The organism is Sulfuritalea hydrogenivorans sk43H, from assembly GCF_000828635.1.
Taxonomy (GTDB): Bacteria; Pseudomonadota; Gammaproteobacteria; order Burkholderiales; family Rhodocyclaceae; genus Sulfuritalea; species Sulfuritalea hydrogenivorans.
This window is the reverse complement of record NZ_AP012547.1, coordinates 2,112,571-2,138,135: the sequence shown is the minus strand read 5'-3', so window position 1 is coordinate 2,138,135 and position 25,565 is coordinate 2,112,571. Positions and strand designations below refer to the sequence as shown.

The window sequence follows — 25,565 nt, the reverse complement described above, 5'->3', positions numbered from 1 at the left end:
GGGTCGCTTTTTGCTAGGGCGGGTTACGCTTGAACTGTCAAGGGGGTTGACACGCTGGACAGGACTGGAAAGCGCGGAAAGTGGCCGCTCAGGCGATGAGATTTGCCGTGTGCCGGGCAATAATCCACTCTTCATTCGTGGGTATGACGCAGACCTCGATTTCGCTGTCCGCCGCCGAAATTTTTGACGCGTTGGCATCGTTGGCGGCTGAATTCAGCCTCAATCCAAGCCATCCCAGCCGGTCGCAAACCATGCCCCGCACCGGGGCGCCATGCTCGCCGATGCCGCCGGTGAATACCAGCGCATCGAGACCGCCCAGCGCGGCCGTCAGCGAGCCGATTTCGCGCACCACGCGGTAGCAGAACAGGTCGACCGCCTCGCGCGCTTCGGGTGCCGGCGAATCGAGCAGTATGCGCATGTCCTGGCTGATGCCGGAAACGCCGAGCAAGCCCGATTCCTTGTACAGGAGCCGGGTCAGCGCCTTGGCGTCCATCTGGTGGTAGTCCATCAGGTAGAGCAGCACGCCGGGATCGAGGTTGCCGGTGCGGCTGCCCATCATCAGGCCGTCGACGGCGGTGAAGCCCATGGTCGATGCCTGGCTCTTCAGGTCCTTCATGGCGCACATCGATGCGCCGTTGCCCAGGTGCGCCACGATGACGCGGCCGCGGGCCTTTTGCGGACCGAGATGCCGTGGCAGCACTTCGGCAATGTATTCGTAGGAGAGCCCGTGGAAACCATAGCGGCGCACGCCCTGCGCGGTAATGGCGCGCGGCAGGGCAAAGAGTTGTGCGAGCTCGGGCTGGCTGCGGTGAAAGGCGGTGTCGAAGCAGGCGACCTGCGGTATGGCCGGCAGGGCGGCGGTCATCGCGTCGATGCCGGCCAGGTTGTGCGGCTGGTGCAACGGGGCCAGCGGAATGAAGCCGCGCAGCGCATCGACCATGGCGGCGTCAAGCACGATCGGTTGCGAGAATTTCTGCGCGCCATGCACCACGCGATGGCCGACGCCGCGAATGCGCCAGCCGGCTTCGCGCTGATGCAGCCAGTCGACCAGGAAATGCAGCGCCACCTTGTGTGGAGTTTCGGTCGGGCCGTCGAGGTCGAGATCAAGGTCGTCCAGCACGTGCCTGGCCGCATCCCTGGCATTGAAGTGCGCCGGCTGGCCGCCCGCGGCGCCTATGCCGTCGATCTGGCCGACCAGTTCCGGTTGCTGCGGGATCGCTGCGCTGTATGCGAACAACGCAAACTTGATCGACGAGGAACCCGCGTTGAGGGTGAGGATGGCATCAGCCATGGGCGCTCCCGCTTACAGTTTCTTGCGCTTGGCATGGGCCATCACCATCGCCACGGCGGTGGAGGCGGTGCGGGTTTCGGCCGAGTCGGCGCGGCTGGTCAGCACGATCGGTACTTTGGCGCCGAGCACGATGCCCGAAGTCAGCGCATCGGCCAGGTATTCGAGCTGCTTGGCCAGCATGTTGCCGGATTCGATGTCGGGCACCAGCAGGATGTCGGCCTGGCCGGCGACCGCGGACTTGATGCCCTTGGTGCGCGCCGCGACCACGGAGATGGCGTTGTCGAAGGCCAGCGGTCCGTCCAGCAGGCCGCCGGTAATCTGGCCGCGGTCGGCCATCTTGCACAGCGCGGCGGCATCAAGCGTGGCCTGCATTTTCAGGTTCACGGTTTCGACCGCGGCGAGGATCGCCACCTTGGGATCGGCGATCTTCAGCATGTGCGCCAGATCGATCGCGTTCTGCACGATGTCGACCTTGGCTTCGAGATCGGGGGCGACATTGACCGCGGCATCGGTGATGAACAGCAGGCGCGGATAGGTCGGCACGTCCATCAGGAACACATGGCTGATGCGCCGTGCGGTGCGCAGGCCGGTGGCCTTGTCGATGACTTCGCTCATCAGTTCGTCGGTGTGCAGCGAGCCCTTCATCAGCGCCTCGACCTGGCCTTCGCGCGCCAGCGATACGGCGATCTCGGCCGCGGCGTGGCTGTGGGCGACGTTGATCACCGTACAGCCGTAGAGGTCAAGCTGGTTGGCTTCGGCCAACTGGCGAATCTTCTCTTCCGGTCCGACCAGTGTCGGAATGATCAGGCCGCGATCACGCGCCAGCAACGCGCCCTTCAGCGATTCGGTGTCACAGGGGTGGGCCACGGCCATCGAGATCGGGGTAAGCCCCTTGGTGATCTCCAGCAGGTGCTCGAAGCGCGCCTTGCGCGTCTCCGACAGCTTGAAATCGGGCAGGTTGGCTTTCAGGCGCCGGATTTTTTCAGTGGGAGCCAGCACTTCCGCGGTGCCGCTGATGACCTTTTGTCCGTCCTGGTTGGTGCACTGGCAATCGAACACCATGTGGTGGTTGCGCGGAAATTTCTTTTCGCAGGTGATGGTGACCGTCAGCGTATCGCCGACCCGCACCGGCAGCTCGAAATGCAGTGTCTGATCTTTGTACACGGTACCCGGGCCGGGAAACTGCGTGCCGAGCACATTGGAAATCAGCGCGCCGCCCCACATGCCGTGCGCGATGACTTCGCGCAGCATCGATGAATGCGCGTATTCCGGATCGACGTGCGACGGGTTGATGTCGCCCGACATGATGGCGTACATCTGGATGTCTTCGTGGCGCAAGGTCCGAACCAGTGTCGCGCTGTCGCCGATCTGTATCTCGTCGAAAGTGCGGTTTTCGATGTATTCGGAATTGCTGGCCTGGATCTGGGTCATGTAAAAGTGTCCTGAGCGTTTACAGATATCTTAGCGTGGAATTGCTGCGATGCAATATTCCGTTCCGGATATTCAGTTGTCTTTTGATCCATATCAGGGTCAAGGGTTTGCCAGCGCCGGATCCCAAGACTCAGGGCTTGCGGTAGGTGATGCGGTAAATCGCGCCGGCATGGTCGTCGGCCACCAGCAGCGAGCCGTCGGGCAGCATTTGCACATCCGCCGGGCGGCCCCAGGCGGATTCGCCTTGCAGCCAGCCGCTGGCGAAGCTTTCGTAGGCGACGGCGCGGCCGTCCTTCAGCCGCACCAGGGAAATCCGGTAGCCGACTTTCTTCGAGCGGTTCCACGAGCCGTGTTCGGCGATGAAAACCTGGTTGCGGTATTCGGCGGGAAACATCGTGCCGCCGTAAAAGCGCATGCCGAGGCTGGCGACATGGGGGCCGAGTTTCAGCGTGGGCGGGGTGAATTCGCCGCAGCGGCGCCTGGCGCCGAATTCGGGATCGGGAATATCGCCGCCGTGACAGAACGGATAGCCGAAATGCAGGCCCGCGCGCGGGACGCGGTTGAGTTCGTCGGGTGGGCTGTCGTCGCCCAGCATGTCGCGGCCGTTGTCGGTGAACCACAGCGTGCCGTCGAGCGGACTCCAGTCGAAGCCGACACTGTTGCGCACACCGCGCGCAAATACTTCGCGGTTTGAACCGTCGGCGTCCATGCGCAGGATGGCGGCGTAAGGGTCGCCCGGATCGCAGATGTTGCACGGCGCGCCGACCGGCACGTAAAGTTTGCCGTCCGGGCCGAAGGCGATGAATTTCCAGCCGTGGTGGGTATCCTTTGGCAGTGTGTCGGTGACGACAATCGGCACCGGCGGCTTGTCGAGGCGGCGGTCAATGTCGTCGTAACGCAGCAAACGATTCACCGCCGCGACATAGAGCGCGCCATCGCGCCAGGCCACTCCGCTCGGCATGTTCAGGCCGTCGGCGATGCGCAGCACGGGACCGGGCCGATAGGCGGCATCGAAACGAATCGCATGCACCTTGCCGGCGCCGCGCGAGCCGACGTAGAGCACGCCGCCTTTTTCACTCACGCCGCCCAGTGCCATCTGCCGCGCGTTGTCCACCCGCGCCCAGAGCTCGATGGCAAAACCGGGTGGCAGCTTGATGGTCTCCAGCGGCAGCGCCGTGGCCACCGCGGTCCATGCCATCAGGATAATAATCAGCGCAACTTGCATCGCAACTCCATGAGCGTCGGCTCGCGACAAGTCTACTTGGTCGTGCCCGCCTCGGGAAAGGTTTCCACCAGCCGTGCGGCGGCGCGGCGCAGGGCCGGCACATGGGTCAGCGCCCGGGCCAGGCTCAGTCGCGTGGCCGGGGCATGAACCGCCAGCGCGGCAGGAATGCTGCGTTGATCGTTCTCCACCGGAACCGCGACGCAAATCATGCCGGCGAGATATTCCTCGTTGTCGGTGCTGTAGCGATCCTTTCGGATGCGTTTCAGGGTCTCTTCGAATGCGGCGCGGTCGGAGATCGTGCCCGGGGTGAATTCCTTCATGGGAAGGGCGTCGACAATGCGACGGCGGGCTCGCGCCGGCATCAGGGCCAGCAGCAGCTTGCCGCTGGCGCTGCAATGGGCCGGCACTCGCGATCCGCTCTGCAGGTGCAGGCGCAGCGGCCAGGCGGCCTCGACGCGATCGAGATAGACCACCTCGGTGCCGTCAAGCATGGTGAGGTTGCAGGTTTCGCCGATTTCATCCACGGCCGATTTCAGGATGGCGTGGCGCGGCGCGCGCCAGGCGGCGCCCGATACCACATCGAGCGCCAGCGCGGACAAGCGCGGCCCCGGCCCGTAACGTTTGCCTTGCGGTTCGCGCAGGAGAATTCCGGAGCCTTCGAGCAGAGCCAGCGTGCGATGCACCGTCGGTTTCGGCAGCCCGGTCGCGGCCATGATTTCCGTCAGCGAAAGCGGGTCGGCGGCTCGCGCCACGGCCTCCATGATGGCAACTGCACGCAGGGCCGCTGAGGATTGATCAGTTTCTATATTCGACATAATTAGCAAAAAATGGAACAAACAATTTCATTATTGACGAAAAATAGCTGACATGCAATCATGCCTTGCAATCAATCGTGGAGAATTGATCATGGCGGAGAACAAAAACGGGCGACAGCGCATGACGCCGAGCGAAGCCCTGGTGGAAACCCTGGCCGCCAACGGCGTCACCGACGTTTTCGGCATCGTCGGCTCGGCCTACATGGATGCACTGGACATTTTCCCGGCGGCCGGCATCCGCTTCATTCCCACGGTGCATGAGCAGGGCGCGGCGCACATGGCCGACGGCTATGCGCGCGTCAGCGGCCGTCATGGCGTCTGCATTGCGCAAAACGGCCCCGGCGTCACCAACTTCGTTACAGCCGTGGCGGCGGCCTACTGGGCGCACAGCCCGGTGGTGGCCATTACGCCCGAGACCGGCAGCATGGGCATGGGCCTCGGCGGTTTCCAGGAAACCAGCCAGCTGCCGATCTTTTCCGGGATCACGAAATATCAGGGGCATGTGAACAATCCGAAGCGCATGGCCGAAATCGCCGCGCGCTGCTTCGATCGCGCCATGCTGGAAATGGGGCCGACCCAGCTCAACATCCCGCGCGATTATTTCTACGGCGATGCCGAGTTCGAGATCACGCCGCCGATCCGCATCGAGCGCGGCGCCGGTGGCGAACGGAGCCTCGACGCCGCGGCGGAGCTGCTGGCGGCGGCGCGCTTTCCGGTGATCGTCTCCGGCGGCGGCGTGGTGCTGGCCGACGGCGTCGAGTCCTGCATCGCGCTGGCCGAACTGCTCGGCGCGCCTGTGGTGAGCAGTTATCTGCACAACGATTCCTTCCCCGCCGATCATTCCTTGTGGTGCGGGCCGCTCGGCTATCAGGGATCGAAAGCCGCGATGAAGCTGATCGCGAAGGCCGACGTGGTGCTGGCGCTGGGAACGCGGCTGGGGCCTTTCGGTACCTTGCCGCAGCATGGCCTCGACTACTGGCCGAAGAATGCGAAGATCATCCAGGTCGACGCCGACGCGAAAATGCTCGGCCTGGTAAAGCAGATCTCCGTCGGCATCTGCGGCGACGCCAGGGCCGCCGCGGATGCGCTGGTCCATCGCCTCGCCAGCCAGGTGCTGGCCTGTCAGTTGAGCATCGAGAACCGCGCCGGGGAAATTGCGCAGGCCAAGGCCGAGTGGGAGGCCGAGCTCGATGCCTGGCCGCATGAACGCGATCCTTGGAGCATCGAAGTCGCCAAGGACAGCCCCGCCATCCACCCGCGCCAGATGCTGCGTGAACTGGAACGCGCGCTGCCCGACGACGCCATGGTGTCCACAGACATCGGCAACATCTGCTCGGTGGCCAACAGCTACCTGCGCTTCAGGCGACCGCGCAGTTTCTTCGCCGCGATGAGCTTCGGCAATTGCGGCTACGCCTTTCCCGCCATCATCGGCGCCAAGCACGCCGCGCCGGAGCGGCCGGCGGTGGCCTATGTCGGCGACGGCGCCTGGGGCATGAGCTTCGGCGAAATCCTGACCTGCGTGCGCGAGAGGATTCCCGTCACCGCCGTGGTGTTCCACAACAAGCAATGGGGCGCGGAGAAAAAGAACCAGGTGGATTTCTACGGCAACCGCTTCGTCGGCTCCAACCTCGACAACCCCGGCTTCGCCGCGATTGCGCGCGCCATGGGCGCGGAAGGCGTGGTGGTGGACCGGCTGGCCGACGTCGGCCCGGCGCTCGCCGCCGCTTGTGTCGCGCAGAGGGAGGGAAAAACCACGGTACTGGAAATGATGGTGACGCGCGAGCTGGGCGATCCGTTCCGCCGCGATGCATTGTCGAAACCGGTACGCTTTCTCGACAAGTACAAAAACTACGTCTGACAGACATCCAGAGGAGACAAGGCAAATGGCGGAAATCACCGGCGGCGAAGTCCTCGCCCGCATGTTGCAGAAGGAAGGCGTCGAGAAGGTGTTCGGCATCATCGACGGCACCTATTTCGGTTTCTATTCGGCGCTGCACCGGCTCGGCATCGAGATCGTCACGCCGCGCCACGAAACCTGCGCCGCCCACATGGCAGGCACCTATGCGCGACTGACCGGCAAGCTCGGCGTCTGCATGGCCAGCAACGGCCCCGGCGTGGCCAACCTGCTGCCCGGCCTGGTGGTCGAGCAGGCCGACGGCAACCGCGTGCTGGCGATCACCAGCGCACGGCGGCCGACCATCATGTACCCCGACCGCGGCGGCAGCTACCAGTGCTTCGACCAGAGCGGGGTGATCGGCAAGATCGGCAAGTGGAGCTCGGCCGTGTCCTCCTTCGACCGCGTGCCGGAATTGGTGAGGAAGGCCCTGCGCAAGAGCTGGGAAGGGCGGCCCGGCGTGGTGCATGTCGACGTGCCCGAGACCATCATGAACGGCAAATTCAAGGCCGACATTGCCTATTGGGCGCCGCACCAGTACCGCAACGCCGTACCGCCAGCGCCGACTTTCGAGCAGGTGAAGCAGGCCGCCGATCTGTTGATCGCGGCGGGCGCACCGATGATCCACGCCGGCAGCGGCATCATCCACTGCAACGCCTATGACGCCCTGAAACGCGTCGCCGAGCTGCTGCACGCGCCGGTCACCACCAGCTGGGCCGCGCGCGGCATGCTGACCGAAGACTCGCCGCTGGCGATCACCATGCCGCACGTCAAGCTCAACCACCAGGTGCGCAACGATGCCGACACGGTGCTGATCCTCGGCTCGCGCATCGGCGAGACCGACTGGTGGGGCAAGCCGCCGTACTGGCGCCATCCGTCCGAGCAGAAGACCATCCAGGTCGACCTCGATGCCGACATGATCGGCGTGAACAAGCCGGCCGACCTCGGCGTCGTCGCCGACGCAAAGCGCTTCCTCGAACTGCTGGCCGATGAACTGGAAAAGCGCAAGGGCGAGATCAAGCTCGACGCCCGCCGCGCGCGCGTCGCCGGCTATGCCAAAACCATGCAGGACGAGCGCGCCGGCTGGGACAAGGCGCTCTCCGACATGGCGATCCCGATGCACCCGGCGCACATCGGCGCCGTCTGCCGCGAACTGTTTCCGGAAGATTCGGTGCTGGTCGCCGACGGCGGCAATGCGACGATCTGGGCCATGTTCTATCACAAGGTCACGGTGCCCAACACGGTGATCTCCACCTTCAAGTTCGGCATGCTCGGCGCCGGCACTTCGCAGGCCGTGGCCGCCGCCATCGCGCGGCCGGGCAAGCCGGTGTGCTGCATCATCGGCGACGGCGCCATGGGCTTCCATTCGCAGGAAGTCGAAACCGCGGTGAGAAACCACGCGCAGGTGATCTACATCGTGCTTGCCGACAAGCAATGGGGCATGGTCAAGATGAACCAGCAGTTCATGCTGCGGCCGATCAAGACCATGATCTTCAAGCACCTCGACCCCGATGAAACCATCAAGGCCGACCTCGGCGAGATCAAGTTCGACAAGCTGGGCGAAAGCATGGGTGCCTACGGCGAGCGCGTCTCCGATCCCAAGGAGCTCAAGCCCGCGTTGCAGCGCGCGCTGGCCACCGGCGGTTGCGCGGTGATCCACGTCGATGTCGATCCGGTCAAGCACATGTGGGCGCCGGGATTGATCCATTTCAAGAAGATGCACGAGGAACCGAAGGCCTAGCGGGGAGGGTGCGGCATGAACGAAATCGACCTCGTCCGCCTCAACTTCAATCCGGGTTCGCTGTGGGCGCTCAACGCCATCATCGGCCTGGTGATGTTCGGCGTTGCGCTCGACTTGAAAGTCGCCGACTTCAAGGCGGTGCTGACCATGCCCAAACCCGTGATCATCGGCCTGGTCGGGCAGTTCCTGCTGTTGCCGGCCTTCACCTTCCTGCTGGTGCTGGCGATCAGGCCGGCGCCCAGCATCGCGCTGGGCATGATGCTGGTGGCGGCCTGTCCGGGCGGCAACATTTCCAACTTCCTCACTCACTACGCGAGGGGCAACACCGCGCTGTCGATCACCATGACGGCGATCTCCACCGCCGTGGCCATCGTCATGACGCCGCTCAACCTGTCGCTCTGGGGCGGGCTGAATCCGGAAACCGCGAACATCCTCAAGGAAGTGGCGCTCGATCCGGCGGAAATGCTGCTTGCGGTGTTCCTGCTCCTCGGCCTGCCGATGATCGTCGGCATGTGGGCGGGCCATCGCTTCCCCAACTTCGTCGAGCGCGCGCACAAGCCGGTGAAGATATTCTCGATCACGGTCTTCGGCATCTTCGTGCTCGGTGCGCTGGCGGCCAACTGGCGTTACTTCCTCGACTACGTCGGCTTCGTCGTTTTCGCCGTGTTTCTGCACAACGGCCTGGCGCTGCTCACCGGCTATTACGCGGCGAAATTCAGCGGCCTGCCCGAGCGCGACCGGCGCGCGGTCTCCATCGAGGTCGGCATCCAGAACTCGGCGCTGGGCCTGATCCTGATTTTCAACTTCTTCGACGGCCTCGGCGGCATGGCCATCGTCACGGCCTGGTGGGGTATCTGGCATATCGTCTCGGGGCTGACGGTATCCACCTATTGGAGTAGACGCGACCCGCAAGGCGCGACATGAGCGCAGTCCGCGTCCTCGTCACCGGCAGTTCCGGCTACCTCGGCAGCCAGGTGGTGGCCGAACTGGCGCGGCGCGCCGGCATCGCCACCGTCGCGCTCGATGTGCGCGAACCGGCGCAGCGCCTGCCCGGCGTCGCCTACGAAGTTGCCGACATCCGCGCCGCTGAAGTCGATGCCATCGTCGCCCGCCACCGGCCGCAGGTCGTGGTGCATCTGGCGTCCATCGTCACGCCGGGCAAAAAGAGCAACCGCGAATTCGAATACAGCGTCGACGTCGACGGCACCCGCAAGCTGCTCGACGCCTGCGCCCGCCACAACGTCAAGCGCGTCATCGTCTCGTCCAGCGGCGCGGCCTACGGCTACCACGCCGACAACCCGGAATGGCTGACGGAAAACGATCCGGTCCGCGGCAACCGGAGCTTCGCCTATTCCTGGCACAAGCACCTGGTCGAGGAAATGCTGGCCGACTACCGTGCCAGCCAGCCGCAACTGGAACAGATCGTCTTCCGCATCGGCACGATACTGGGCGCTTCGGTGCATAACCAGATCACCGACCTGTTCGAGAAGCCCTACCTGATCGCGATCCGTGGTTCTGCCAGCCCCTTTGTCTTCATCCACGACCAGGATGTGGTCGGCGCCATCGTGCAGGGCGTCGACTCGCCGGTGACCGGCATTTTCAACGTTGCCGGAGACGGCAAGCTCGACATCGACGAAATCGCCGCGTGCCTCGGCAAGCGCTGCGTCGAGTTCCCGGCCGGCCTGTTGCAGGTGGCGCTGTGGCTGCTGAAGAAGCTCGGCCTGACCCAGTACGGTCCGGAGCAGATCGATTTCCTGCGTTACCGTCCGGTGCTCGACAACCGGCGGCTGAAGGAGGAATTCGGCTACGTGCCGAAGCTGACCTCGGCCGAAGTCTTCGAACTGTGGCGCAACTCGCGAGCGGGCAAGGCAGGGTGACGCGCGAACTCAAGGGCCGCGTGATCCTCGTCACCGGCGCCGCCGGCGGACTCGGCGCCGCGCTGTGCCGACGCTATGCCGCCGCCGGCGCGCGGATCGCCGCCATGGACCTCGACGCGGCGCGGCTGGACGACATAACGGCGCAGCTGCGCGCCACGGGCGCCGAGGCGCTGGCCCTGCCCGGCGACATCACCGACCCGACCGCCTGCAAGGCGGCCGTAACGGCGACGCTCGCGCAGTTCGGTGCGCTCGACGGCCTCATCAACAACGCCGGCATCAGCCATCGCAGCCTGCTCGTCGACACCGATCCCGAAGTCATCGCCCGCGTCATGGCAGTCAATTTCTTCGGCGCGGCGAACCTCACCCAGGCCGCGCTGCCGCACATCGTCGCGCGGCAGGGTTTCATCGTCGCCATCTCCAGCGTCGCCGGCTTCTCGCCGCTCACCGGCCGCACCGGCTATGCCGCCAGCAAGCACGCGCTGCACGGCTTCTTCGACAGCCTGCGCAGCGAAGTCGAGGGCGCCGGCGTCGGCGTCACCCTGGTTTGTCCCTCCTTCATCCGTACCGGCATCGGCGCCGCCGCGACCGACGGCAGCGGCGCGCCGGTGAGCAGCCCGCGCATCACCACCGGCGGCGAATCCTCGCCCGAGGAAATCGCGCAACGAATTTTCGAGGCAGTGGCGGCAGGGCAAACGCTGCTGCTGCCCGATGCCACCGCGCGCAAGGCCTGGTGGCTGAGCCGGCTGGCGCCGGGGCTCTACGCCCGGATCATGAAGAAAAGGGTGGGCAGGGAGTTTGCGGGTTTGCCGTAGGGGCAATCGCGTCGCTCAAGAGTCGGCGCCGGCGATACGGCGATGCAAGCATGTTGCGGTGCAGGATTGACAGCACCGGCCGGCAGCGTTCATATTTCCGGTAACGAATCTACTATCCGGTAACAAAAGGCTGGAATCCGCCCCCGACATGGCGAAAGCGCGCCCGAAAAATTCGATTCAGGATGAGCCGTCATCGCCCTGGCGCAAGGCCGGCGAACGGACGCGCGAGCGCGAGATCAAGCGCGAGGCGGTGTTGCGCACCGCCGCCCAGCTTTTCAACGAAAAGGGCTTCCACGCCGTTTCGCTCGACGAGGTGGCCGAGCGGCTCAACGTCACCAAGCCGACCCTCTACTACTATGTCAAGAACAAGGATGAGATCCTCGCCGAGTGCGTGCGCAGCGGCCTGGAACTGATGCAGGAAGCCATCGCGCGTTCCGACGAGGCGGGCGGCACGGCGATCGACAAGCTGATCGCGGCCATGCGCAAGTACGCCGAGATCGTCACCATGGATTTCGGCAAATGCCTGATCCGCGTCGGCGAAGACCCCCTGCCGCCGGAGAGCCGTCGCGCGGTGCGGCGGCTGAAGGCGGAGATCGACCGCGAGTTTCGGCACCTGATCGAGCTGGGCATCGCCGAAGGTTCGCTGCGTGCCGTCGATCCGAAGCTGGCGGCGTTCACGCTGGCCGGCGCCCTGAGCTGGATCGGCCGCTGGTATCGCGCCGACGGCGAACTCGGTCCCGACCAGATTGCCGAGCAATGCATCGGCGTGCTGATGGGCGGCCTCGCGTTGCCGCCCAAGGCCACGGTAGCCCGCGCGCCGCGCGCCACGGCAGCGAAGCGCGTCGCCAAAAAGGCAGCGAAATGACGGCGGCCGCGAACCCCATCCTCGAAATCGACCAGGTCACGCTGGCCTTCGGCGGCGTCAAGGCGCTCAACGGCGTCAGCTTCGAGGTCGCGCCGGGCTCGATCACCTCGGTGATCGGCCCCAACGGTGCCGGCAAGACCTCGCTGTTCAACACCATATCGGGTTTCTACCGGCCGACCGCCGGCCACATCCGTTTCCTCGGCGAGGACATCACGCAGCGCCCCGCGCCGCAGCGCGCCAAGCTGGGCCTGGCGCGCAGCTTCCAGAACATCGCGCTGTTCCGCGGCATGACCGTGCTCGACAACATCAAGCTCGGCCGCCATTGCCATCTGCATACGGGCGTGCTCGATGCGCTGTTCTACTACGGCAAGGCCCGGCGCGAGGAAGTGCGGCTGCGCGCCGACATCGAGGAACGCATCATCGACTTCCTCGAAATCGACCACATCCGCAACGCCCCGGTGGCGGCGCTGTCCTATGGCCTGCAGAAGCGCGTCGAGATGGCGCGTGCGCTGGCGATGCAGCCGAAGGTGCTGATGCTCGACGAGCCGGTGGCCGGCATGAACCGCGAGGAAACCGAGGACATGGCGCGCTTCATCCTCGACGTGCGCGAGGAGTGGGGCGTCACCATTCTCATGGTCGAGCACGACATGGGCATGGTGATGGACATCTCAGACCACGTCGTCGTGCTCAACTTCGGCGAGGTCATCGCCGACGGCACGCCGGCCGCGGTGCAGGGTAATCCCGAAGTAATCCGCGCCTACCTCGGCTCGGGCGATGTCGAGGAATTGCGGCGCAAGCTGCATGGCGAGGTGGAGGCATGAGCGCCGCCCGCAGGGCCGCCCCAAAGGCGGCGCAGCCAACGACACGGAGCGGGCAGAGCCCGCGAACCGCCGTCACCCCCTTCCTTGTGAAGGGGGATGGGGGGATGGCCGTATGAGCTTCGACTGGTGGATGCTGTTCGAAGTCAGCCTCGCCGGCATCGGCAGCGGCGGGCTGTACGCGCTGGCGGGCCTCGCCTTCGTGCTGATCTTCAAGGCGACCAAGGTGGTCAATCTGGCGATCGGCGAGATGCTGATGATGGGCGCCTATTTCTTCTTCGCCATGGCCTCCACCCTGGGCTGGCCGATCTGGCTCGGCGTCCTCGTCGCGGTGCTCGGCAGCGGCGCGCTCGGCGCGCTGGTCGAACGCCTGCTGATCCGGCCCATGCTCGGCGAATCGCCGATCTCGGTGTTCATGATCACCATCGGCCTCTCGTCGATCCTGGTCGGCGCCGTCGAACTGATCTGGGGCGCCGACCAGATGCGCCTGCCCGATTTCATGCCGAGCGACCCGGTGCTGATCGGCGAAGCCATGGTGCCGCCCAAGATCTTCTACGGCTTCCTCGTCGCGACCTCACTGATCGCCATCGTGCTGGTGGTGTTCCGCTTCTGGCGCGGCGGCATCGCCTTGCGCGCGACGGCCTCCGACCAGGCCGCGGCCTACTCGATGGGCATCAACGTGCCGCGCGTGTTCTCCATGGCCTGGGTGGTCGGCGCGATGGTCGCGGCGATCGCCGGCATCATCGTCGGCAGCATTTCCAGCCTCTCGCCGACCATGGGCGTATTCGGCCTCTCGGTGCTGGTGGTGGTCATCGTCGGCGGCCTCGACAGCGTCGCCGGTGCGCTGATCGGCGGCATCCTGGTCGGCCTGGTCGAAGCCTGGAGCGGCACCTATCTGGGCGGCGAGTACAAGATGCTGGCCACTTTTTCCCTGCTGGTGCTGGTCCTCATGGTCCGTCCCTACGGCCTGTTCGGCACCCACGAGATCGAACGGCTATGAGAATCGGCGCCGCCAAACAAAGCTATGCCGCCGACGAGGCCCTGTTCGACAGCCGCACCCAGCGCATCTGGCTCGGCGTGCTGGCCGTGGCGCTGGTCGTCCTGCCCTTCGTCGCCAGCCAGTACTGGCTCTACCTGACCTGCCTGGTCGGCATCAACATCATCGCCGCCACGGGGCTGAACATCCTCACCGGCTACACCGGCCAGGTCAGTCTCGGCCAGGCCGCCTTCATGGGCGTCGGCGCCTACACCGTGGCCGTGCTCGACAAGACGCTCGGCACCCCGTTCTTCATCAACCTGATCGCGGCCGGCGGCGTCGCCATGCTGGTCGGCATGGTGGTCGGCATTCCCTCGCTGCGCGTCAAGGGGCTGTACCTGGCGATCGCCACGATTGCCGCCTCCTTCATCCTGCACTTCGTCTTCGCCAACTGGCGATCGGTCACCGGCGGCACCGCCGGCCTCACGGTGAAGCCGGCCTCGCTGTTCGGCATCGCGCTGGACAGCGAATTCCGCCTCTACTGGCTGATGCTGCCGCTCACCGCCGTCATGGTGCTCGGCGCCGCCAACCTGTTCCGCACCCGCATCGGCCGCGCCTTCATCGCCATCCGCGACCGCGACATCTCGGCCGAGGTGCTGGGCATATCGCTGTTGCGCTACAAGCTGCTCTCCTTCGCCATTTCGTCCTTCTACGCCGGAGTCGCCGGCGGGCTCTGGGCCTACTTCTTCCGTTCGGTGACACCGGAAAGCTTTCCGCTGCTGATGTCGATCTTCTTCCTTGCCGCGATCATCGTCGGCGGCATGGGCACCATACTCGGCGGCATCCTCGGCGCGGTCTTCATGACCCTCGTGCCCGAGGCGCTCAAGATGGTTTTCGGCTGGTTCCCCAATGCCGCCGAGATGGCGGTGCACCTGGCACCGGTGCGCATCATGGTTTTCGGCATCCTGATCGTCGGCTTCCTGATTTTCGAGCCGCACGGCCTGGCCGAGATATGGCGGCGCGTCCGCCGCTTTTTTCACCTGTGGCCGTTCCGGACATAGGTTCATTCGAGGAGGAGACAAGATGAAACCAACGAAGTGGATTACAGCCCTGCTGGCCGCTGCCGGAATAGCATTGGCGCCGGCCGCGCAGGCCCAGGAAGACATCGTCATCGGCGGTTCGATCCCGATGAGCGGCGTGTTCGCCTTTGCCGGCATCGGCATCCATGCCGGCATCCAGGATTACCTCAAGATCGCCAACGACGCCGGCGGCGTCAAGGGCCGCAAGTTCAAGTATGTCTTCGAAGACACCGCCTACAAGCCCGATGTCTCCGTCGCCGCGTTCAAGAAGATCACCGGCGGCAACAAGGTCAGCCTCTACTACGGCGACTCGACCGCCTTCAGCCGCACCATCAACCCCGAGCTCGAGCGCATGGGCAGCATCATGATGGCCGGCGCCTCGTTCGCCACCGAGATCAACGATCCGAAGAAGTTCCCCGCCCAGTTCATGGCCGGCCCGGACTATTCCGAACAGATCGGCATCCTGCTGCGCCACATTGCCAAGGAGAAGCCCGGTGCCAAAGTCGCCATCGTCTATTCCGACAGCGAATTCGGCCGCGATCCGGTCGATGAGTTCCGCTCCACGGCGAAGAAGCTGGGCCTGACCGTCGCCGCCGAAATCCAGACCGCACCGGGCAGCGTCGACGTCTCGACCGAGGTGATCAAGCTGCGCCGCTCCGATCCCGACTACACCATCTTCCACGGCTACATCCTGGCGCCGATCCCCGAGTTCGTCACGCAGATGAAGAAGTCCGGCGCCAAGAGCCACTTCATGGGCACCTTCTGGACCATGGACAGCTCGACTGTGATGAAGCTGGGCGAAGCCGGCGACGGCTTCATGGGCGTGATGCCGTATCGCTACTACTACGACACCTCGGCCAAGTCTCCGATGCTGGACAAGATCCGCCAGATGCGCCCCGAGTACCAGAGCACCGCCTACATGCAAGGCTTCCTCACCACCATGCTGTTCGTCGAGGCCGCCAAGCGCACCGTCGGGGCCGGCAAGCCGCTGGATGCGAAGAACCTCAAGGCCGCGCTGAACTCGATCAAGAACTTCGACACCGGCGGCGTGATCGGCGTGCCGATCACCATTCGTGGCAACTCGATCCCGGTCGGCCGCATCTACAAGGCCGACATGAAGGCCAAGACGATGGTGCCGGCCTCCGACTGGATCCACCTGGAGTAATCCTGCTTTCCGCAGATGACGCAGATTTTCACAGATTAAAACCTGTTGATTCATCTGCGTAAATCTGCGGATCAACTGCTTTTCAAAGGTAATTCACTCGTGATGCAAGACGCCGTCCTCGAAATCAACAACATCGAGGTCATCTACAACAAGGCCGTGCAGGTGCTGCGCGGTCTGTCCCTGCGCCTGCCGCGGGGGCAGATCGTCGCCCTGCTCGGGTCCAACGGCGCCGGCAAGACCACCACGCTGAAAGCCGTGTCCGGTCTGCTGGCGCTGGAGGACGGCGAGATGACCCGCGGCAGCGTCGTGCTCGACGGCGTCGATACCGCGCGCCTGAAGCCGCATGAACTGGTGCGTTCCGGCCTGTTCCATGTGATGGAAGGGCGGCGCGTGTTCGAGGACCTGACGGTCGAAGAGAACCTCGTCGCCGCCACCTATGCGCTCACCGGTCGCCGTGCCACCAGCGCCGACTTTGATCTGGTGTATGAATATTTTCCGCGGCTGCACGAACGCAAGCGCGGCCTCGCCGGCTACCTGTCCGGCGGCGAACAACAGATGCTGGCGATCGGTCGCGCCCTGATCGCGCGGCCCAAGGTGATGCTGCTCGACGAGCCCTCGCTGGGCCTCTCGCCGCTGCTGGTGGAGAACATCTTCACCATCATCGCCCGCATCAACCGGGAGCAGGGCGTCTCCATGCTGCTGGTCGAGCAGAACGCCTCGGTGGCGCTGGCCGTCGCCCATACCGGCTACATCATGGAAACCGGCAAGGTGGTGATCGACGGCCCCGCCGAAAAGCTGGCCGGCGACCCCGACGTGCGCGAGTTCTACCTCGGCATGGCGGGCGAGGGCGCGGCGCGCAGCTTCCGCGACATCAAGCACTACAAGCGCCGCAAGCGCTGGCTGTCATGACGACATATCCCCCAGCCCCTTTTCCAGGAAAAGGGGTAGCCACGGTTCAGCGACTGCGTCGCTTCCGGTTTGCTGGACGGACGCCTCCTTGGGGCGGCCCGGCGGAGGCGTCATGAACAATCCGCTCCCCGAACTCACCCTGCCACAGATGCTGCGCGAGAACGCGCGGCGCATGCCGCAGCGCATCGCCATCCGGCAGAAGGATTTCGGCATCTGGAATCCGATCACCTGGGACGGCTACCACCGCCGCGCCTGCCATTTCGGCCTCGGCCTGCGCGCGCTGGGCCTGCCGGCCGGCGGCCGGGTCGGCATCATTGCCGAGAACCGCCTCGAATGGGTGCTGAGCCAGATGGGCTGCGGCCTCGTTGGCGCCGTCGCGGTCGGCGTCTATCCCACCAGCCCGACCCTCGAAGTGGCCTACGTGCTGGGCCATGCCGACGTGGACATCGTGGTCTGCGAAGACCAGGAGCAGACCGACAAGGTGCTGGCCGCGCTGGGCGATCTGCCCTGCATCAAGAAGATCGTCGTCATGGAAAAGAAGGGCCTGCGCAACACGTCCGCCCAACATCGCGACCACGTCATCGCCTTCGACGAGGTCGAGGCCCTCGGCGTCGACTACGAAGCCGTGCACCGCACGCTGGTCGACGACGCGCTCGCCGCGCAGAAACTCGACGACCTCGCGCTGATGATCTATACGTCAGGATCCACCGGCAAGCCCAAGGGCGCGATGATCAGCTACGCCAACATCCGCGGCGTGACGCCGGGCCTCATCGACCACCTGGAACTCGATGCCGACACCACGCATCTGTCCTACCTGCCGCTGTGCCACGTCGCCGAGCAGATGCTGACCACCTTCTGCCCGATCTATCTCGGCTCGCAGGTGAATTTCGGCGAATCGATCCGCACCGTGCAGGAAGACCTGCGCGAAGTGGCGCCCAACATGTTCCTCGGCGTGCCGCGCATCTGGGAAAAGCTGCACGCCGCGATCAGCATCAAGATGCAGGAAACCGGCGGCCTGCGCCGCTGGCTGTTCGCCCGCGCCATGCAGGACTGCGCGACCTTCGCCGAGAAGTCGGCGCAGCAGCGCAGCTTCGGCGAACGCATGGTGTTCGCGCTCTACTACTGGCTGATCTTCCGCGCCCTGCAAAACTTCATCGGCCTGCGCGATGTGCACGTGGCGATGACCGGCGCCGCGCCGATCTCGCCGGCCGTGATCCGCTTCTTCCGCACCCTCGGCGTGCCGCTGGTGGAAGTCTATGGCCTCACCGAAACCACCGGCATGATCACCGGCCAGCGCCTCGACCAGGTCCGCATCGGCACCGTGGGCACCTGCATCCAGGGCTGCGAGCACCGGCTGTCGGCGCAGGGCGAGTTGCAGGTCCGCGGCGAGATGGTCTTCGCCGGCTATTACAAGAACCCGGAGGCGACGGCCGCGTCCATTGTCGACGGCTGGCTGCACACCGGCGACGTGGTCACCGAAAGCGACGGCCAGCTCAAGATCGTCGACCGCCTCAAGGACATCATGATCACCGCCGGCGGCAAGAACCTGACGCCCTCCGAAATCGAAAACACTATGAAGGCCAGCCCCTTCATCAAGGAATGCATCATCGTCGCCGACGGCCGCAAGTACGTCGCGGCGCTGATCCAGATCGACTTCGAGACAGTAGGCAAATGGGCCGAATCGCAGCGCCTCGCCTTCACCCATTTCCGTTCGCTGGTCGAAACGCCGCAGGTGCGCGAGCTGGTCGAAGCCGAGGTGCGGCGCGGCAACGAACAGATGGCGCAGGTCGCGCACATCCGCAAGTTCCACCTGCTGACCAAGGAACTCGACCACGACGACGGCGAAGTCACGGCGACCATGAAGGTGCGCCGCTCCAGCATCTACAAGACCTACGCCGACGAAATCGAAGCGCTCTTCAGGAGCAGGGAATGAACGGCGACGGCGTTCTGCTGGAAACCGATGCCGCCAGCGGCATCGCCACCATTACCCTCAACCGGCCCAAGGCGCTCAATGCGCTCGACATGGCCATGGCCGACGGCCTGCGCGCCACGACGAGGCATGTGGCCGGCGATGCCACGGTGCGCGCCGTGGTCATCCAGGGCGCCGGCGAGCACTTCATGGCCGGCGGTGACATCAAGGCCTTCCATGAGACGCTGGACGCTCCCGCCGCCGAGCGGCGCGCCCTGCTCGAACGCCTGATCGGCGAAGTGCACGAGGCCGTGACCAGCATTCGCACCATGGAAAAGCCCGTGATCGCCAGCGTGCGCGGCGCCGTCGCCGGCTTCGGCTTCTCGCTGATGTCCGCCTGCGACCTCGCCATCGCCGCCGACAGCAGCTATTTCACGCTGGCCTACCGCCACATTGGCACCTCGCCCGATGGCGGCAGCACCTACGCCCTGCCGCGCCTGGTGGGCGCGAAACAGGCCATGGAAATCGCCCTGCTCGGCGAGCGCTTCAACGCCGCCCGCGCGCTGGAACTCGGCCTCGTCAATCGCGTGGTACCAGCAGCCGAACTGGCCGCCGCCACGCAGGCCCTGGCGCTGGAACTGGCGAATGGCCCGACCATCGCGCTGGGCCGCACCAAGCTCCTGATCAACGAATCCCTCAACCGCAAGCTCGCGGAACAGTTACAAGCCGAACAGGACAGCTTCGCCGCCTGCGCCATGACGCAGGATTTCGCGCGGGGGGTGCGTGGTTTCGTGGCGAAGCAGAAGCCGAGGTTTTTGGGTAACTGATTCCGGCCCGCGGCCAAGAGTCGGCGCTGGTGGAACGGCGGGCGCAGCGCTTGCATTGGTGTAGCTTGTAAGCTACACTTTTCCATGATTGAAGTTTTCCGATACCAAACCGCCAATGGTCATGAGCCGGTCACCGAGTGGCTGCTATCACTGCGCGACAAGCAGGCGCAAGCCAAGGTTCGGCTTCGCCTGAAGCGGATCGAGGCCGGCAATTTTGGCGATTGCGAGCCGGTGGGCGATGGTGTTCTGGAACTGCGGGAGCATCTCGGCGCCGGGTATCGGGTCTATTTGGGGCGCCACGGTCGGACAATCGTCATTCTGTTGTCGGGCGGATCGAAGAAGACACAGGCGACGGACATCAGGACGGCCAAGGATTACTGGGCCGATTGGATACGGAGGCAAGCATGAACAAGAAAGTGGCCGCAGCGGTTTCTCATCACGAGCGCGAGGTAGCCGAGCTTCGCGCGGACCGCGAACTGGCGGTGGAATATCTCAAGGCGGCAATGGAATCGCTGGATGATCCGGATGACCGGGCCGCGGCTCTTCTTGCGCTGCGAACCGTCGCCGAAGCTTACGGAGGGCTGGGGGCGGTGGCCGCCGAAGCCGGTATCAGCAGGGAATCGCTGTACCGCACCTTGTCGGCCAAGGGCAATCCCACGCTGAAAACCCTTCTGGCGGTGTTAAAGGCCGTAGGCATGAAGCTTTCGGTAGAACCAGGGCAGCACGTCGCTGCCTGAGTTTCGCGATCCGGGCCGCTTCGGTTTCGGCGACCGGCGACGTTGGTGAGACGGCGATTCAGGCTGAGGTGAAATTCAATTCGAAGCTGATGATCATCTAGCCGGTCTCCGACCACCGCCACTGCGGTGGTCGGAGGCCGGCTAGATGATCATCAGAGTGATTTGACCCCTTGCATCGCCGTGTCACCAGAGCCGACTCTCCATGCCTTGCCGAACTGCCCCTCAGTTTCTCCGCCGACATTTGAGTGAAAGGGGCCCACGCTCTACACTTGCGCCATGTGCAATCGATACGTCTCACCCGATCAAGCGGCCATTGAGCGCTTCTGGCATATCGGCCGGCACAACCAGCCGCAATGGGCCAAGGAGATTTTCCCGCGGGCGCCGAGAGAGCTATTGGGGTCGGGTTCGATATTGTTTTGAGCGAGCGCCAATAGTCGGCGCTGACGGGACGGCGATCAGCGCGCCGCCGATTCAGGCGACAACTTCCAGCCCGCGCTTCTGCACCAAATGAAGCAGTTTCAGGGCGGTGCCCGTCGGTTTTTTCTGGCCGATTTCCCACTTCTGCACCGTCGATAGGCTGGTGTTCAGCAGGCGGGCAAAGACTGCCTGGCTGACACGCGAGGCCTCGCGGATATGCTTGATCTGCTCCGGCTCCAGCGGTTCGACCGGGGGCAGGCAGAGGCAGTCGAATTCACGCAGCGTCATCATGTCCATAACGCCGGCCTTGTACAGGCCCTTGGTCGTGTCGTGGACGGCCTCAAGAATTTTTGATTTCGTCTTGCGCATTGGATGAATGGATCGTGCTCGATTTAAATCGTGCGACTGATTCAGCCGATAGCTTGGGCGATAGTTTCTCGCAAGCTGCGCAAATCGGCGGTCGAAAGCGCGCCCATGGTGCGGACAACAAGCCCCTGCTCGATGGTCGTGACCACGGGTTTCAGCAACGGACGGCTTGATGAGGCCGGCGGCCTGCCAATCGGCGATGAGCGCCTCTCCGAATCCGAGCGGTGTGCGCACCTGACTGGTAATCGCCATGATGACCAGATCGCGCCGGCCGGCGTTGTAGCCGCTGCTGGAAACTATGACGGCGGGCCGCTTCTTCGCGCCTGATTGGTCCGTGAAGGGGAACGGCACCAACACCACATCGCCGAAAGAGTGCGCCATCGTCACATCCTATCGTAGGCGGCGTCTTCGTCGTTATTCCATACGGCGGCAAAGCTCTCCTCGGCGACTTTGGCGGCGGCTTGGGTGAGGCGCTGTTCATCCTCGCGCGTACGCAGGAAATCCACAAAGTCCTCGACTTCCGCCAAGCGCTGCGGCGGCAGTTGTTTGAGCTTCTCGATTAATACCTGTTCGGTGGCATTCATTGCTCTTGCTCCTGTCGGCGGAGGTTAAAGGGGAGCGGTTTGCATAAAAAACATTATACGGTACTGAAATCTCTGGGCCGCGAAGCCTGAACAACCGTTTCAGGATTGAGTGGCGATGAGCCAGCCGCGGGTTTGCGCGTCGGGCAGTGCGCGCGCTTGGGGCCGGCGCTGTCAGATCACGCCGAGCGAAGACCGCAGCGCGTGACCCAGCAGGCGCGCGGGCAGCAAGGTGAAGGCTCCGGCAACGACGAGGCCGCCGAAAAACACGCCCTTCATGATTCTCTGGTGGCGCAGGATATTGCCGGTCATGGCGAAGTAGACCGCGAAGCAGAGCGCGACCAGCGAGATCACCGACAGGCCGTGGATCCACGAGAAGTTGCCGCCGCCCCTGATCCAGTAGGTCGTGATCGCCGTCACCAGCATCAGGCCGACCCAGGCGCGGCCCAGCACGCGGTGGGCGAGGTTGCCCTTGCGACGCAGGAACACGGCGATGCCGAGGACCAGCGCAGCGAGGGCCGCGCCGAGGTGGATGAGGATCATGGGGGTGAATTCCTGCTGCATGGCGAGCTCCTGTGGGTTTGGGGTGGAGGCAGTTTCCGCAATGCGCCTGCGCCGGGCGAGCCAATTGCGACGAAGCGCCCGATTCGCGGGGCGAACTGCCGCAGTTGGCAATGAGCGGCAGGCTTCCCGGACGTCGCGACGCTTGAATTTTCCGGGTAGGGCTGCGCTGCCTCTACCGCCCGTCCGTGCGAGAATTGCCCTCTGCATCAACCCCGACCCCACAGGAGAATAACTATGATGAAACTATATTTTGGCCCCGGCGCCTGCTCGTTCGTCCCCCATGTCGGCATCGAAGCGATCAAGGCCGCGACGGGCGAGGAAATCGAAACCCAGACGGTGAAACTGCACAAGGGCGAACAGCAGACGCCGGAATACCTGGCGCTGAATCCGCTGGGCCAGGTGCCGCTGCTGGTGGTCGACGGCAAGCCGCTGAACCAGATCGTGGCGATCTGCGATTACCTCGACCGGCGCTTTCCGCAGGCCGGGCTGCTGCCGGCCGACAGCTGGCAGCGGGCGCAGGCGATGTCGCTGTTCGCCTGGATGAACAACACCGTGCATCCGACCTTCACGCACATCTTCCGCCCGAGCAAGTTTGCCACCGGCGAAGCCGCCCAGGCGGATGTGAAGAGCACCGCCGTGGCGGCGTTCCGCGAGTGCCTGGAGCGCATCCAGAAGCGGGCGCAAGAGGCGGGGCCTTTCCTGCTCGGCGACAAACTTTCTTTCGTCGATGCCTACGCGCTGACATTCCTGCGCTGGGGCGGGCTCGGCGGCATCGATCCGGCCTCGCTGCCGGGCTACCAGGCCTATGTCGCCCGCGTCGCGGCGCAGCCGGCGGTGGCGGCGGCGATGGCGCGCGAGGGCATCAACCTCGATACCTACAAGGCGAAGTAGGCCGCGCTCGATCGCGATGAGCGGAGGCGGCGCATGAGCCTGTTCGACACCTCGTTTGCCGCGCGGCGCGTCGCCGTCAGCGGCACCGAGATTCACTTGCGGCTGCGGCCCAATCCGGGCAAGCCGGCGCTGCTGTTACTGCACGGCTACCCGGAGACGCACGCCATGTGGCACAAGCTGGCGCCGCTGCTCGCCGCCGATTTCGAACTGGTGATCCCGGATTTGCGCGGCTACGGCGATTCGGGCAAGCCGCCGTCGCTGCCCGACGCGGCCAACCAGTCGAAGCGGGCGATGGCGCAGGACATGGCGGAGCTGATGACGGCGCTCGGCCACGAGCGCTTTCACGTCGCCGGGCACGATCGCGGCGCGCGGGTGGTGCATCGCCTGTGCCTCGACCACGAGGCGCGCGTCGCCAGCGCGTGCATCATGGACATCGCGCCGACCCTGACCACCTTCGCCTTGACCGATCAGGCGCTGGCCACCGTGTATTTCCACTGGTTCTTCCTGATCCAGGCGGCGCCGCTGCCCGAGCGCATGATCGCGGCCGACCCGGCGTCATGGCTCAAGGGCTGTCTGTCGCGCTGGAGCATGGGCAACGAGGCGGCGTTTTCGGCCGAGGCGGTCGATGAATTCGTCCGCTGCTTTTCCGACCCGGAAGCGATCCGCGCCAGTTGCGACGATTACCGCGCCGCCGCCGGCATCGACCTGCGGCACGACGAGGCCGACGCGCACCAGCGCATCAATGCGCCGCTGCTGGTGTTGTGGGGCGCGCGCGGCTTCGTCGGACGCAGCTACGACGTGCTGGCCCTGTGGCGCGAAAAGGCTCGCGACGTCCGCGGCCGGGGCCTGGATTGCGGGCACTTCCTGCCCGAGGAATTGCCGGCCGAGGTGGCCGCTGCCATGCGGGACTTTCATGCGGAGATCGGCGCCGCGCACTGAGCGGTGCCTTGATCGCCGTACCGCCAGCGCCAGCGCTCTGCGTCCCTGCGGGAACTCTTCAAGTCTTGCCGAACTGCTCCTTCAGTCGCTCCACCGCCTCGCGCTCGCCGCGCACGCGCAGCAAGGCGCCTTCCTCGTCGGCGCGCTCGTCGAGCACTTCGCAACTGGCGAAGATCTGGCTGCGCTGTTGCTGGGCCGACCAGGGCAGGAACAGCTCGGCCTCGACCTGATCCTGCCGGAAGAAGTCGATGATCGCTTCGCGCAGCAGCGTCACGTCATCGGCGCGGCGCGCGCTCATGACGATGCAATCGGGCCAGGCGGCGCGCAGCGCGGCTTCGCGTTCGGCTTGCGCGGCGGCGTCGCCGACGTGATCAATCTTGTTGAAAACGCGGATGCGCGGCACCTCCTGCGCGCCGATCTCTGCCAGCACCTTGTCGGTAACCGCCAGTTGCCGTTCGAAGCCGGGATCGCTGGCGTCGATGACGTGCAGCAGCAGCGCGGCGTCGAGCGCTTCTTCGAGCGTGGACTTGAACGAAGCCACCAAGCCGTGCGGCAGGTTCTTGATGAAGCCGACGGTGTCGCTGACCAGCACGCGCGGCCGGCTTTCGGGGTGGAGGGCGCGCACGGTGGTGTCGAGCGTGGCGAAGAGCTTGTTCTCGACCAGCACGTCGCTGCCGGTCAGCGCGCGCATCAGGGTGGATTTGCCGGCGTTGGTGTAGCCGACCAGCGCCACGGTGGCGAGCCCCTGGCGACCCTGCCGGCGCGAGCGCTGGGTTTTGCGCTCGACGTCCATTGCGTCGATTTCCTTCTGCAACTCGGCGATGTGGTCGCGGATCTTGCGTTTGTCCAGTTCGGTGTGCGATTCGCCGGCGCCGCGCCCGCCGGTGCCGCTGCGCTGCCGGCCTTGCGGGCCGGCGAGCTTGGCGGCTTCCCTCAGGCGCGGCGCCATGTAGCCCAGCCGCGCGATCTCGACCTGCGCGCGCGCGGCGCGCGAAGTGGCGTGGCGGTGGAAGATTTCGAGGATGACCATGGTGCGGTCCAGCACCTCGGCGCCGACTTCCTTTTCGAGGTCGCGCGCCTGCGAGGGCGAGATTTCGTGGTCGACGAAAATGGCTTCGATCTTGCCGGCCTCGGGGTCGGCGGCGGCGTGCAGCGGGTGCTCGAAGGTGCCGGGCGCGGGTTCGCTGTCCACGAAGGCGCGCATTTCCTCGCGCTTGCCCTTGCCCAGGTAGGCCGTGGCGTCGAAGCTGGAACGCTTCTGGGTGAAGGTGGCGGTGATCTGGTAGCCCAGCGTCTTGGCCAGGTCGCGCAGCTCGGCGAGCGAGGCCTCGAACTCGATGTCGCTGACGTTCGGCAGCTGCACGGCCGCGACGATGGCGTATTTGGGCTTTTCCTTGACTTCTTTGCGCATGCGGGGATGGTTTTTTCTGGGTGGG

At 65.0% G+C, this 25,565-nt stretch carries 25 protein-coding genes; 17 read left to right on the top strand and 8 right to left on the bottom strand.

The features are described from left to right. Positions 1 to 88 precede the first annotated feature (88 nt). The 4 genes from SUTH_RS10370 to SUTH_RS10355 form a co-directional block, all read right to left on the bottom strand. Complete coding sequence (locus SUTH_RS10370) at positions 89 to 1,291, bottom strand: acetate/propionate family kinase (protein ID WP_041099069.1); 1,203 nt, start codon at positions 1,289 to 1,291, stop codon at positions 89 to 91. Between the two features lie 12 nt (positions 1,292 to 1,303). Then, on the bottom strand, positions 1,304 to 2,722 hold the full coding sequence (locus SUTH_RS10365) for a bifunctional enoyl-CoA hydratase/phosphate acetyltransferase (protein ID WP_171817353.1): 1,419 nt from the start codon (positions 2,720 to 2,722) through the stop codon (positions 1,304 to 1,306). A 130-nt stretch (positions 2,723 to 2,852) separates the two neighbouring features. Then, positions 2,853 to 3,947 carry a PQQ-dependent sugar dehydrogenase gene (locus SUTH_RS10360; RefSeq protein WP_041099067.1) on the bottom strand — a complete coding sequence of 365 codons (1,095 nt, stop codon included), beginning with the start codon at positions 3,945 to 3,947 and terminating at the stop codon, positions 2,853 to 2,855. A 32-nt stretch (positions 3,948 to 3,979) separates the two neighbouring features. Next, on the bottom strand, positions 3,980 to 4,762 hold the full coding sequence (locus SUTH_RS10355) for an IclR family transcriptional regulator (protein WP_052473528.1): 783 nt from the start codon (positions 4,760 to 4,762) through the stop codon (positions 3,980 to 3,982). A gap of 91 nt (positions 4,763 to 4,853) precedes the next feature. On the opposite strand from SUTH_RS10355, the gene xsc reads away from it, so the two are divergent. The 15 genes from xsc (at position 4,854) to SUTH_RS10280 (ending at position 20,371) form a co-directional block, all read left to right on the top strand. Next, the gene (gene xsc / locus SUTH_RS10350; protein WP_041099065.1) at positions 4,854 to 6,620 is read left to right on the top strand and encodes a sulfoacetaldehyde acetyltransferase; all 1,767 of its coding nucleotides are present in this window, start codon (positions 4,854 to 4,856) and stop codon (positions 6,618 to 6,620) included. A gap of 25 nt (positions 6,621 to 6,645) precedes the next feature. Next, positions 6,646 to 8,397 (top strand): thiamine pyrophosphate-binding protein, encoded by a 1,752-nt coding sequence (locus tag SUTH_RS10345; protein ID WP_041099063.1) that lies wholly within the window; start codon positions 6,646 to 6,648, stop codon positions 8,395 to 8,397. A 15-nt stretch (positions 8,398 to 8,412) separates the two neighbouring features. Beyond that, entirely contained in the window at positions 8,413 to 9,321 is a 909-nt protein-coding gene (locus SUTH_RS10340; protein WP_041099061.1) for a bile acid:sodium symporter family protein, read from the top strand. Continuing rightward, entirely contained in the window at positions 9,318 to 10,274 is a 957-nt protein-coding gene (locus SUTH_RS10335) for an SDR family oxidoreductase (protein ID WP_041099059.1), read from the top strand. Before SUTH_RS10340 ends, SUTH_RS10335 begins: the two co-directional genes overlap by 4 nt. Continuing rightward, positions 10,241 to 11,086 (top strand): SDR family oxidoreductase, encoded by an 846-nt coding sequence (locus tag SUTH_RS10330; protein ID WP_171817352.1) that lies wholly within the window; start codon positions 10,241 to 10,243, stop codon positions 11,084 to 11,086. The genes SUTH_RS10335 and SUTH_RS10330 overlap by 34 nt, the downstream gene beginning before the upstream one ends. Positions 11,087 to 11,234: 148 nt before the next feature. Then, entirely contained in the window at positions 11,235 to 11,951 is a 717-nt protein-coding gene (locus SUTH_RS10325) for a TetR/AcrR family transcriptional regulator (protein WP_052473527.1), read from the top strand. Then, on the top strand, positions 11,948 to 12,772 hold the full coding sequence (locus SUTH_RS10320; protein ID WP_041099057.1) for an ABC transporter ATP-binding protein: 825 nt from the start codon (positions 11,948 to 11,950) through the stop codon (positions 12,770 to 12,772). The genes SUTH_RS10325 and SUTH_RS10320 overlap by 4 nt, the downstream gene beginning before the upstream one ends. A 112-nt stretch (positions 12,773 to 12,884) precedes the next feature. Further along, complete coding sequence (locus SUTH_RS10315) at positions 12,885 to 13,769, top strand: branched-chain amino acid ABC transporter permease (protein ID WP_041099055.1); 885 nt, start codon at positions 12,885 to 12,887, stop codon at positions 13,767 to 13,769. Continuing rightward, the gene (locus tag SUTH_RS10310) at positions 13,766 to 14,806 is read left to right on the top strand and encodes a branched-chain amino acid ABC transporter permease (RefSeq protein WP_041099053.1); all 1,041 of its coding nucleotides are present in this window, start codon (positions 13,766 to 13,768) and stop codon (positions 14,804 to 14,806) included. The genes SUTH_RS10315 and SUTH_RS10310 overlap by 4 nt, the downstream gene beginning before the upstream one ends. Before the next feature lie 22 nt (positions 14,807 to 14,828). Then, positions 14,829 to 15,989, top strand: coding sequence for an ABC transporter substrate-binding protein (locus tag SUTH_RS10305; RefSeq protein ID WP_041099051.1), 1,161 nt, complete (start codon positions 14,829 to 14,831; stop codon positions 15,987 to 15,989). Positions 15,990 to 16,091: 102 nt separating this feature from the next. After that, the gene (locus tag SUTH_RS10300; RefSeq protein WP_041099049.1) at positions 16,092 to 16,898 is read left to right on the top strand and encodes an ABC transporter ATP-binding protein; all 807 of its coding nucleotides are present in this window, start codon (positions 16,092 to 16,094) and stop codon (positions 16,896 to 16,898) included. Positions 16,899 to 17,010: 112 nt separating this feature from the next. Further along, positions 17,011 to 18,831: an AMP-dependent synthetase/ligase gene (locus tag SUTH_RS10295; protein ID WP_041099047.1), complete on the top strand. Its 1,821-nt coding sequence runs from the start codon at positions 17,011 to 17,013 to the stop codon at positions 18,829 to 18,831. Further along, entirely contained in the window at positions 18,828 to 19,634 is an 807-nt protein-coding gene (locus SUTH_RS10290) for an enoyl-CoA hydratase/isomerase family protein (protein ID WP_041099045.1), read from the top strand. Before SUTH_RS10295 ends, SUTH_RS10290 begins: the two co-directional genes overlap by 4 nt. Before the next feature lie 84 nt (positions 19,635 to 19,718). Next, positions 19,719 to 20,042, top strand: coding sequence for a type II toxin-antitoxin system RelE/ParE family toxin (locus SUTH_RS10285; protein WP_041099043.1), 324 nt, complete (start codon positions 19,719 to 19,721; stop codon positions 20,040 to 20,042). Continuing rightward, positions 20,039 to 20,371, top strand: a complete 333-nt coding sequence (locus SUTH_RS10280) for an addiction module antidote protein (RefSeq protein WP_041099041.1) — start codon at positions 20,039 to 20,041, stop codon at positions 20,369 to 20,371. Before SUTH_RS10285 ends, SUTH_RS10280 begins: the two co-directional genes overlap by 4 nt. A 471-nt stretch (positions 20,372 to 20,842) precedes the next feature. On the opposite strand, the gene SUTH_RS19805 is transcribed toward SUTH_RS10280, so the two are convergent. From SUTH_RS19805 to SUTH_RS10265, 3 genes are all read right to left on the bottom strand, one after another. Continuing rightward, positions 20,843 to 21,535, bottom strand: coding sequence for a type II toxin-antitoxin system PemK/MazF family toxin (locus SUTH_RS19805; RefSeq protein WP_084207343.1), 693 nt, complete (start codon positions 21,533 to 21,535; stop codon positions 20,843 to 20,845). A 2-nt stretch (positions 21,536 to 21,537) separates the two neighbouring features. Next, a complete protein-coding gene (locus SUTH_RS10270) occupies positions 21,538 to 21,738 on the bottom strand; it encodes a DUF2281 domain-containing protein (RefSeq protein ID WP_041099040.1) in 201 nt (66 codons plus the stop codon). A gap of 171 nt (positions 21,739 to 21,909) precedes the next feature. Beyond that, the gene (locus SUTH_RS10265; protein WP_041099038.1) at positions 21,910 to 22,299 is read right to left on the bottom strand and encodes a DUF2306 domain-containing protein; all 390 of its coding nucleotides are present in this window, start codon (positions 22,297 to 22,299) and stop codon (positions 21,910 to 21,912) included. Positions 22,300 to 22,533: 234 nt separating this feature from the next. Between SUTH_RS10265 and SUTH_RS10260 the strand changes: the two genes are divergently transcribed. Then, entirely contained in the window at positions 22,534 to 23,190 is a 657-nt protein-coding gene (locus SUTH_RS10260; protein ID WP_041099036.1) for a glutathione S-transferase family protein, read from the top strand. Positions 23,191 to 23,223: 33 nt separating this feature from the next. Then, positions 23,224 to 24,129, top strand: a complete 906-nt coding sequence (locus tag SUTH_RS10255) for an alpha/beta fold hydrolase (RefSeq protein WP_041099035.1) — start codon at positions 23,224 to 23,226, stop codon at positions 24,127 to 24,129. Between the two features lie 58 nt (positions 24,130 to 24,187). Here SUTH_RS10255 and hflX read toward each other — a convergent pair whose 3' ends face one another. Beyond that, positions 24,188 to 25,540, bottom strand: a complete 1,353-nt coding sequence (gene hflX / locus SUTH_RS10250) for a GTPase HflX (RefSeq protein ID WP_041099033.1) — start codon at positions 25,538 to 25,540, stop codon at positions 24,188 to 24,190. Positions 25,541 to 25,565: the final 25 nt, after the last annotated feature.

Coding starts and splice junctions, on each gene's coding strand:
- SUTH_RS10260 (WP_041099036.1), top strand. CDS start 22,534: ATGATGAAACTATATTTTGGCCCCGGCGCCTGCTCGTTCGTCCCCCAT.
- SUTH_RS10345 (WP_041099063.1), top strand. CDS start 6,646: ATGGCGGAAATCACCGGCGGCGAAGTCCTCGCCCGCATGTTGCAGAAG.
- SUTH_RS10285 (WP_041099043.1), top strand. CDS start 19,719: ATGATTGAAGTTTTCCGATACCAAACCGCCAATGGTCATGAGCCGGTC.
- SUTH_RS10270 (WP_041099040.1), bottom strand. CDS start 21,738: ATGAATGCCACCGAACAGGTATTAATCGAGAAGCTCAAACAACTGCCG.
- SUTH_RS10255 (WP_041099035.1), top strand. CDS start 23,224: ATGAGCCTGTTCGACACCTCGTTTGCCGCGCGGCGCGTCGCCGTCAGC.
- SUTH_RS10290 (WP_041099045.1), top strand. CDS start 18,828: ATGAACGGCGACGGCGTTCTGCTGGAAACCGATGCCGCCAGCGGCATC.
- SUTH_RS10265 (WP_041099038.1), bottom strand. CDS start 22,299: ATGCAGCAGGAATTCACCCCCATGATCCTCATCCACCTCGGCGCGGCC.
- SUTH_RS10310 (WP_041099053.1), top strand. CDS start 13,766: ATGAGAATCGGCGCCGCCAAACAAAGCTATGCCGCCGACGAGGCCCTG.
- SUTH_RS19805 (WP_084207343.1), bottom strand. CDS start 21,535: ATGGCGCACTCTTTCGGCGATGTGGTGTTGGTGCCGTTCCCCTTCACG.
- SUTH_RS10325 (WP_052473527.1), top strand. CDS start 11,235: ATGGCGAAAGCGCGCCCGAAAAATTCGATTCAGGATGAGCCGTCATCG.
- xsc (WP_041099065.1), top strand. CDS start 4,854: ATGGCGGAGAACAAAAACGGGCGACAGCGCATGACGCCGAGCGAAGCC.
- SUTH_RS10295 (WP_041099047.1), top strand. CDS start 17,011: ATGAACAATCCGCTCCCCGAACTCACCCTGCCACAGATGCTGCGCGAG.
- SUTH_RS10360 (WP_041099067.1), bottom strand. CDS start 3,947: ATGCAAGTTGCGCTGATTATTATCCTGATGGCATGGACCGCGGTGGCC.
- SUTH_RS10315 (WP_041099055.1), top strand. CDS start 12,885: ATGAGCTTCGACTGGTGGATGCTGTTCGAAGTCAGCCTCGCCGGCATC.
- SUTH_RS10280 (WP_041099041.1), top strand. CDS start 20,039: ATGAACAAGAAAGTGGCCGCAGCGGTTTCTCATCACGAGCGCGAGGTA.
- SUTH_RS10355 (WP_052473528.1), bottom strand. CDS start 4,762: ATGTCGAATATAGAAACTGATCAATCCTCAGCGGCCCTGCGTGCAGTT.
- SUTH_RS10300 (WP_041099049.1), top strand. CDS start 16,092: ATGCAAGACGCCGTCCTCGAAATCAACAACATCGAGGTCATCTACAAC.
- SUTH_RS10320 (WP_041099057.1), top strand. CDS start 11,948: ATGACGGCGGCCGCGAACCCCATCCTCGAAATCGACCAGGTCACGCTG.
- SUTH_RS10370 (WP_041099069.1), bottom strand. CDS start 1,291: ATGGCTGATGCCATCCTCACCCTCAACGCGGGTTCCTCGTCGATCAAG.
- SUTH_RS10335 (WP_041099059.1), top strand. CDS start 9,318: ATGAGCGCAGTCCGCGTCCTCGTCACCGGCAGTTCCGGCTACCTCGGC.
- SUTH_RS10365 (WP_171817353.1), bottom strand. CDS start 2,722: ATGACCCAGATCCAGGCCAGCAATTCCGAATACATCGAAAACCGCACT.
- hflX (WP_041099033.1), bottom strand. CDS start 25,540: ATGCGCAAAGAAGTCAAGGAAAAGCCCAAATACGCCATCGTCGCGGCC.
- SUTH_RS10340 (WP_041099061.1), top strand. CDS start 8,413: ATGAACGAAATCGACCTCGTCCGCCTCAACTTCAATCCGGGTTCGCTG.
- SUTH_RS10305 (WP_041099051.1), top strand. CDS start 14,829: ATGAAACCAACGAAGTGGATTACAGCCCTGCTGGCCGCTGCCGGAATA.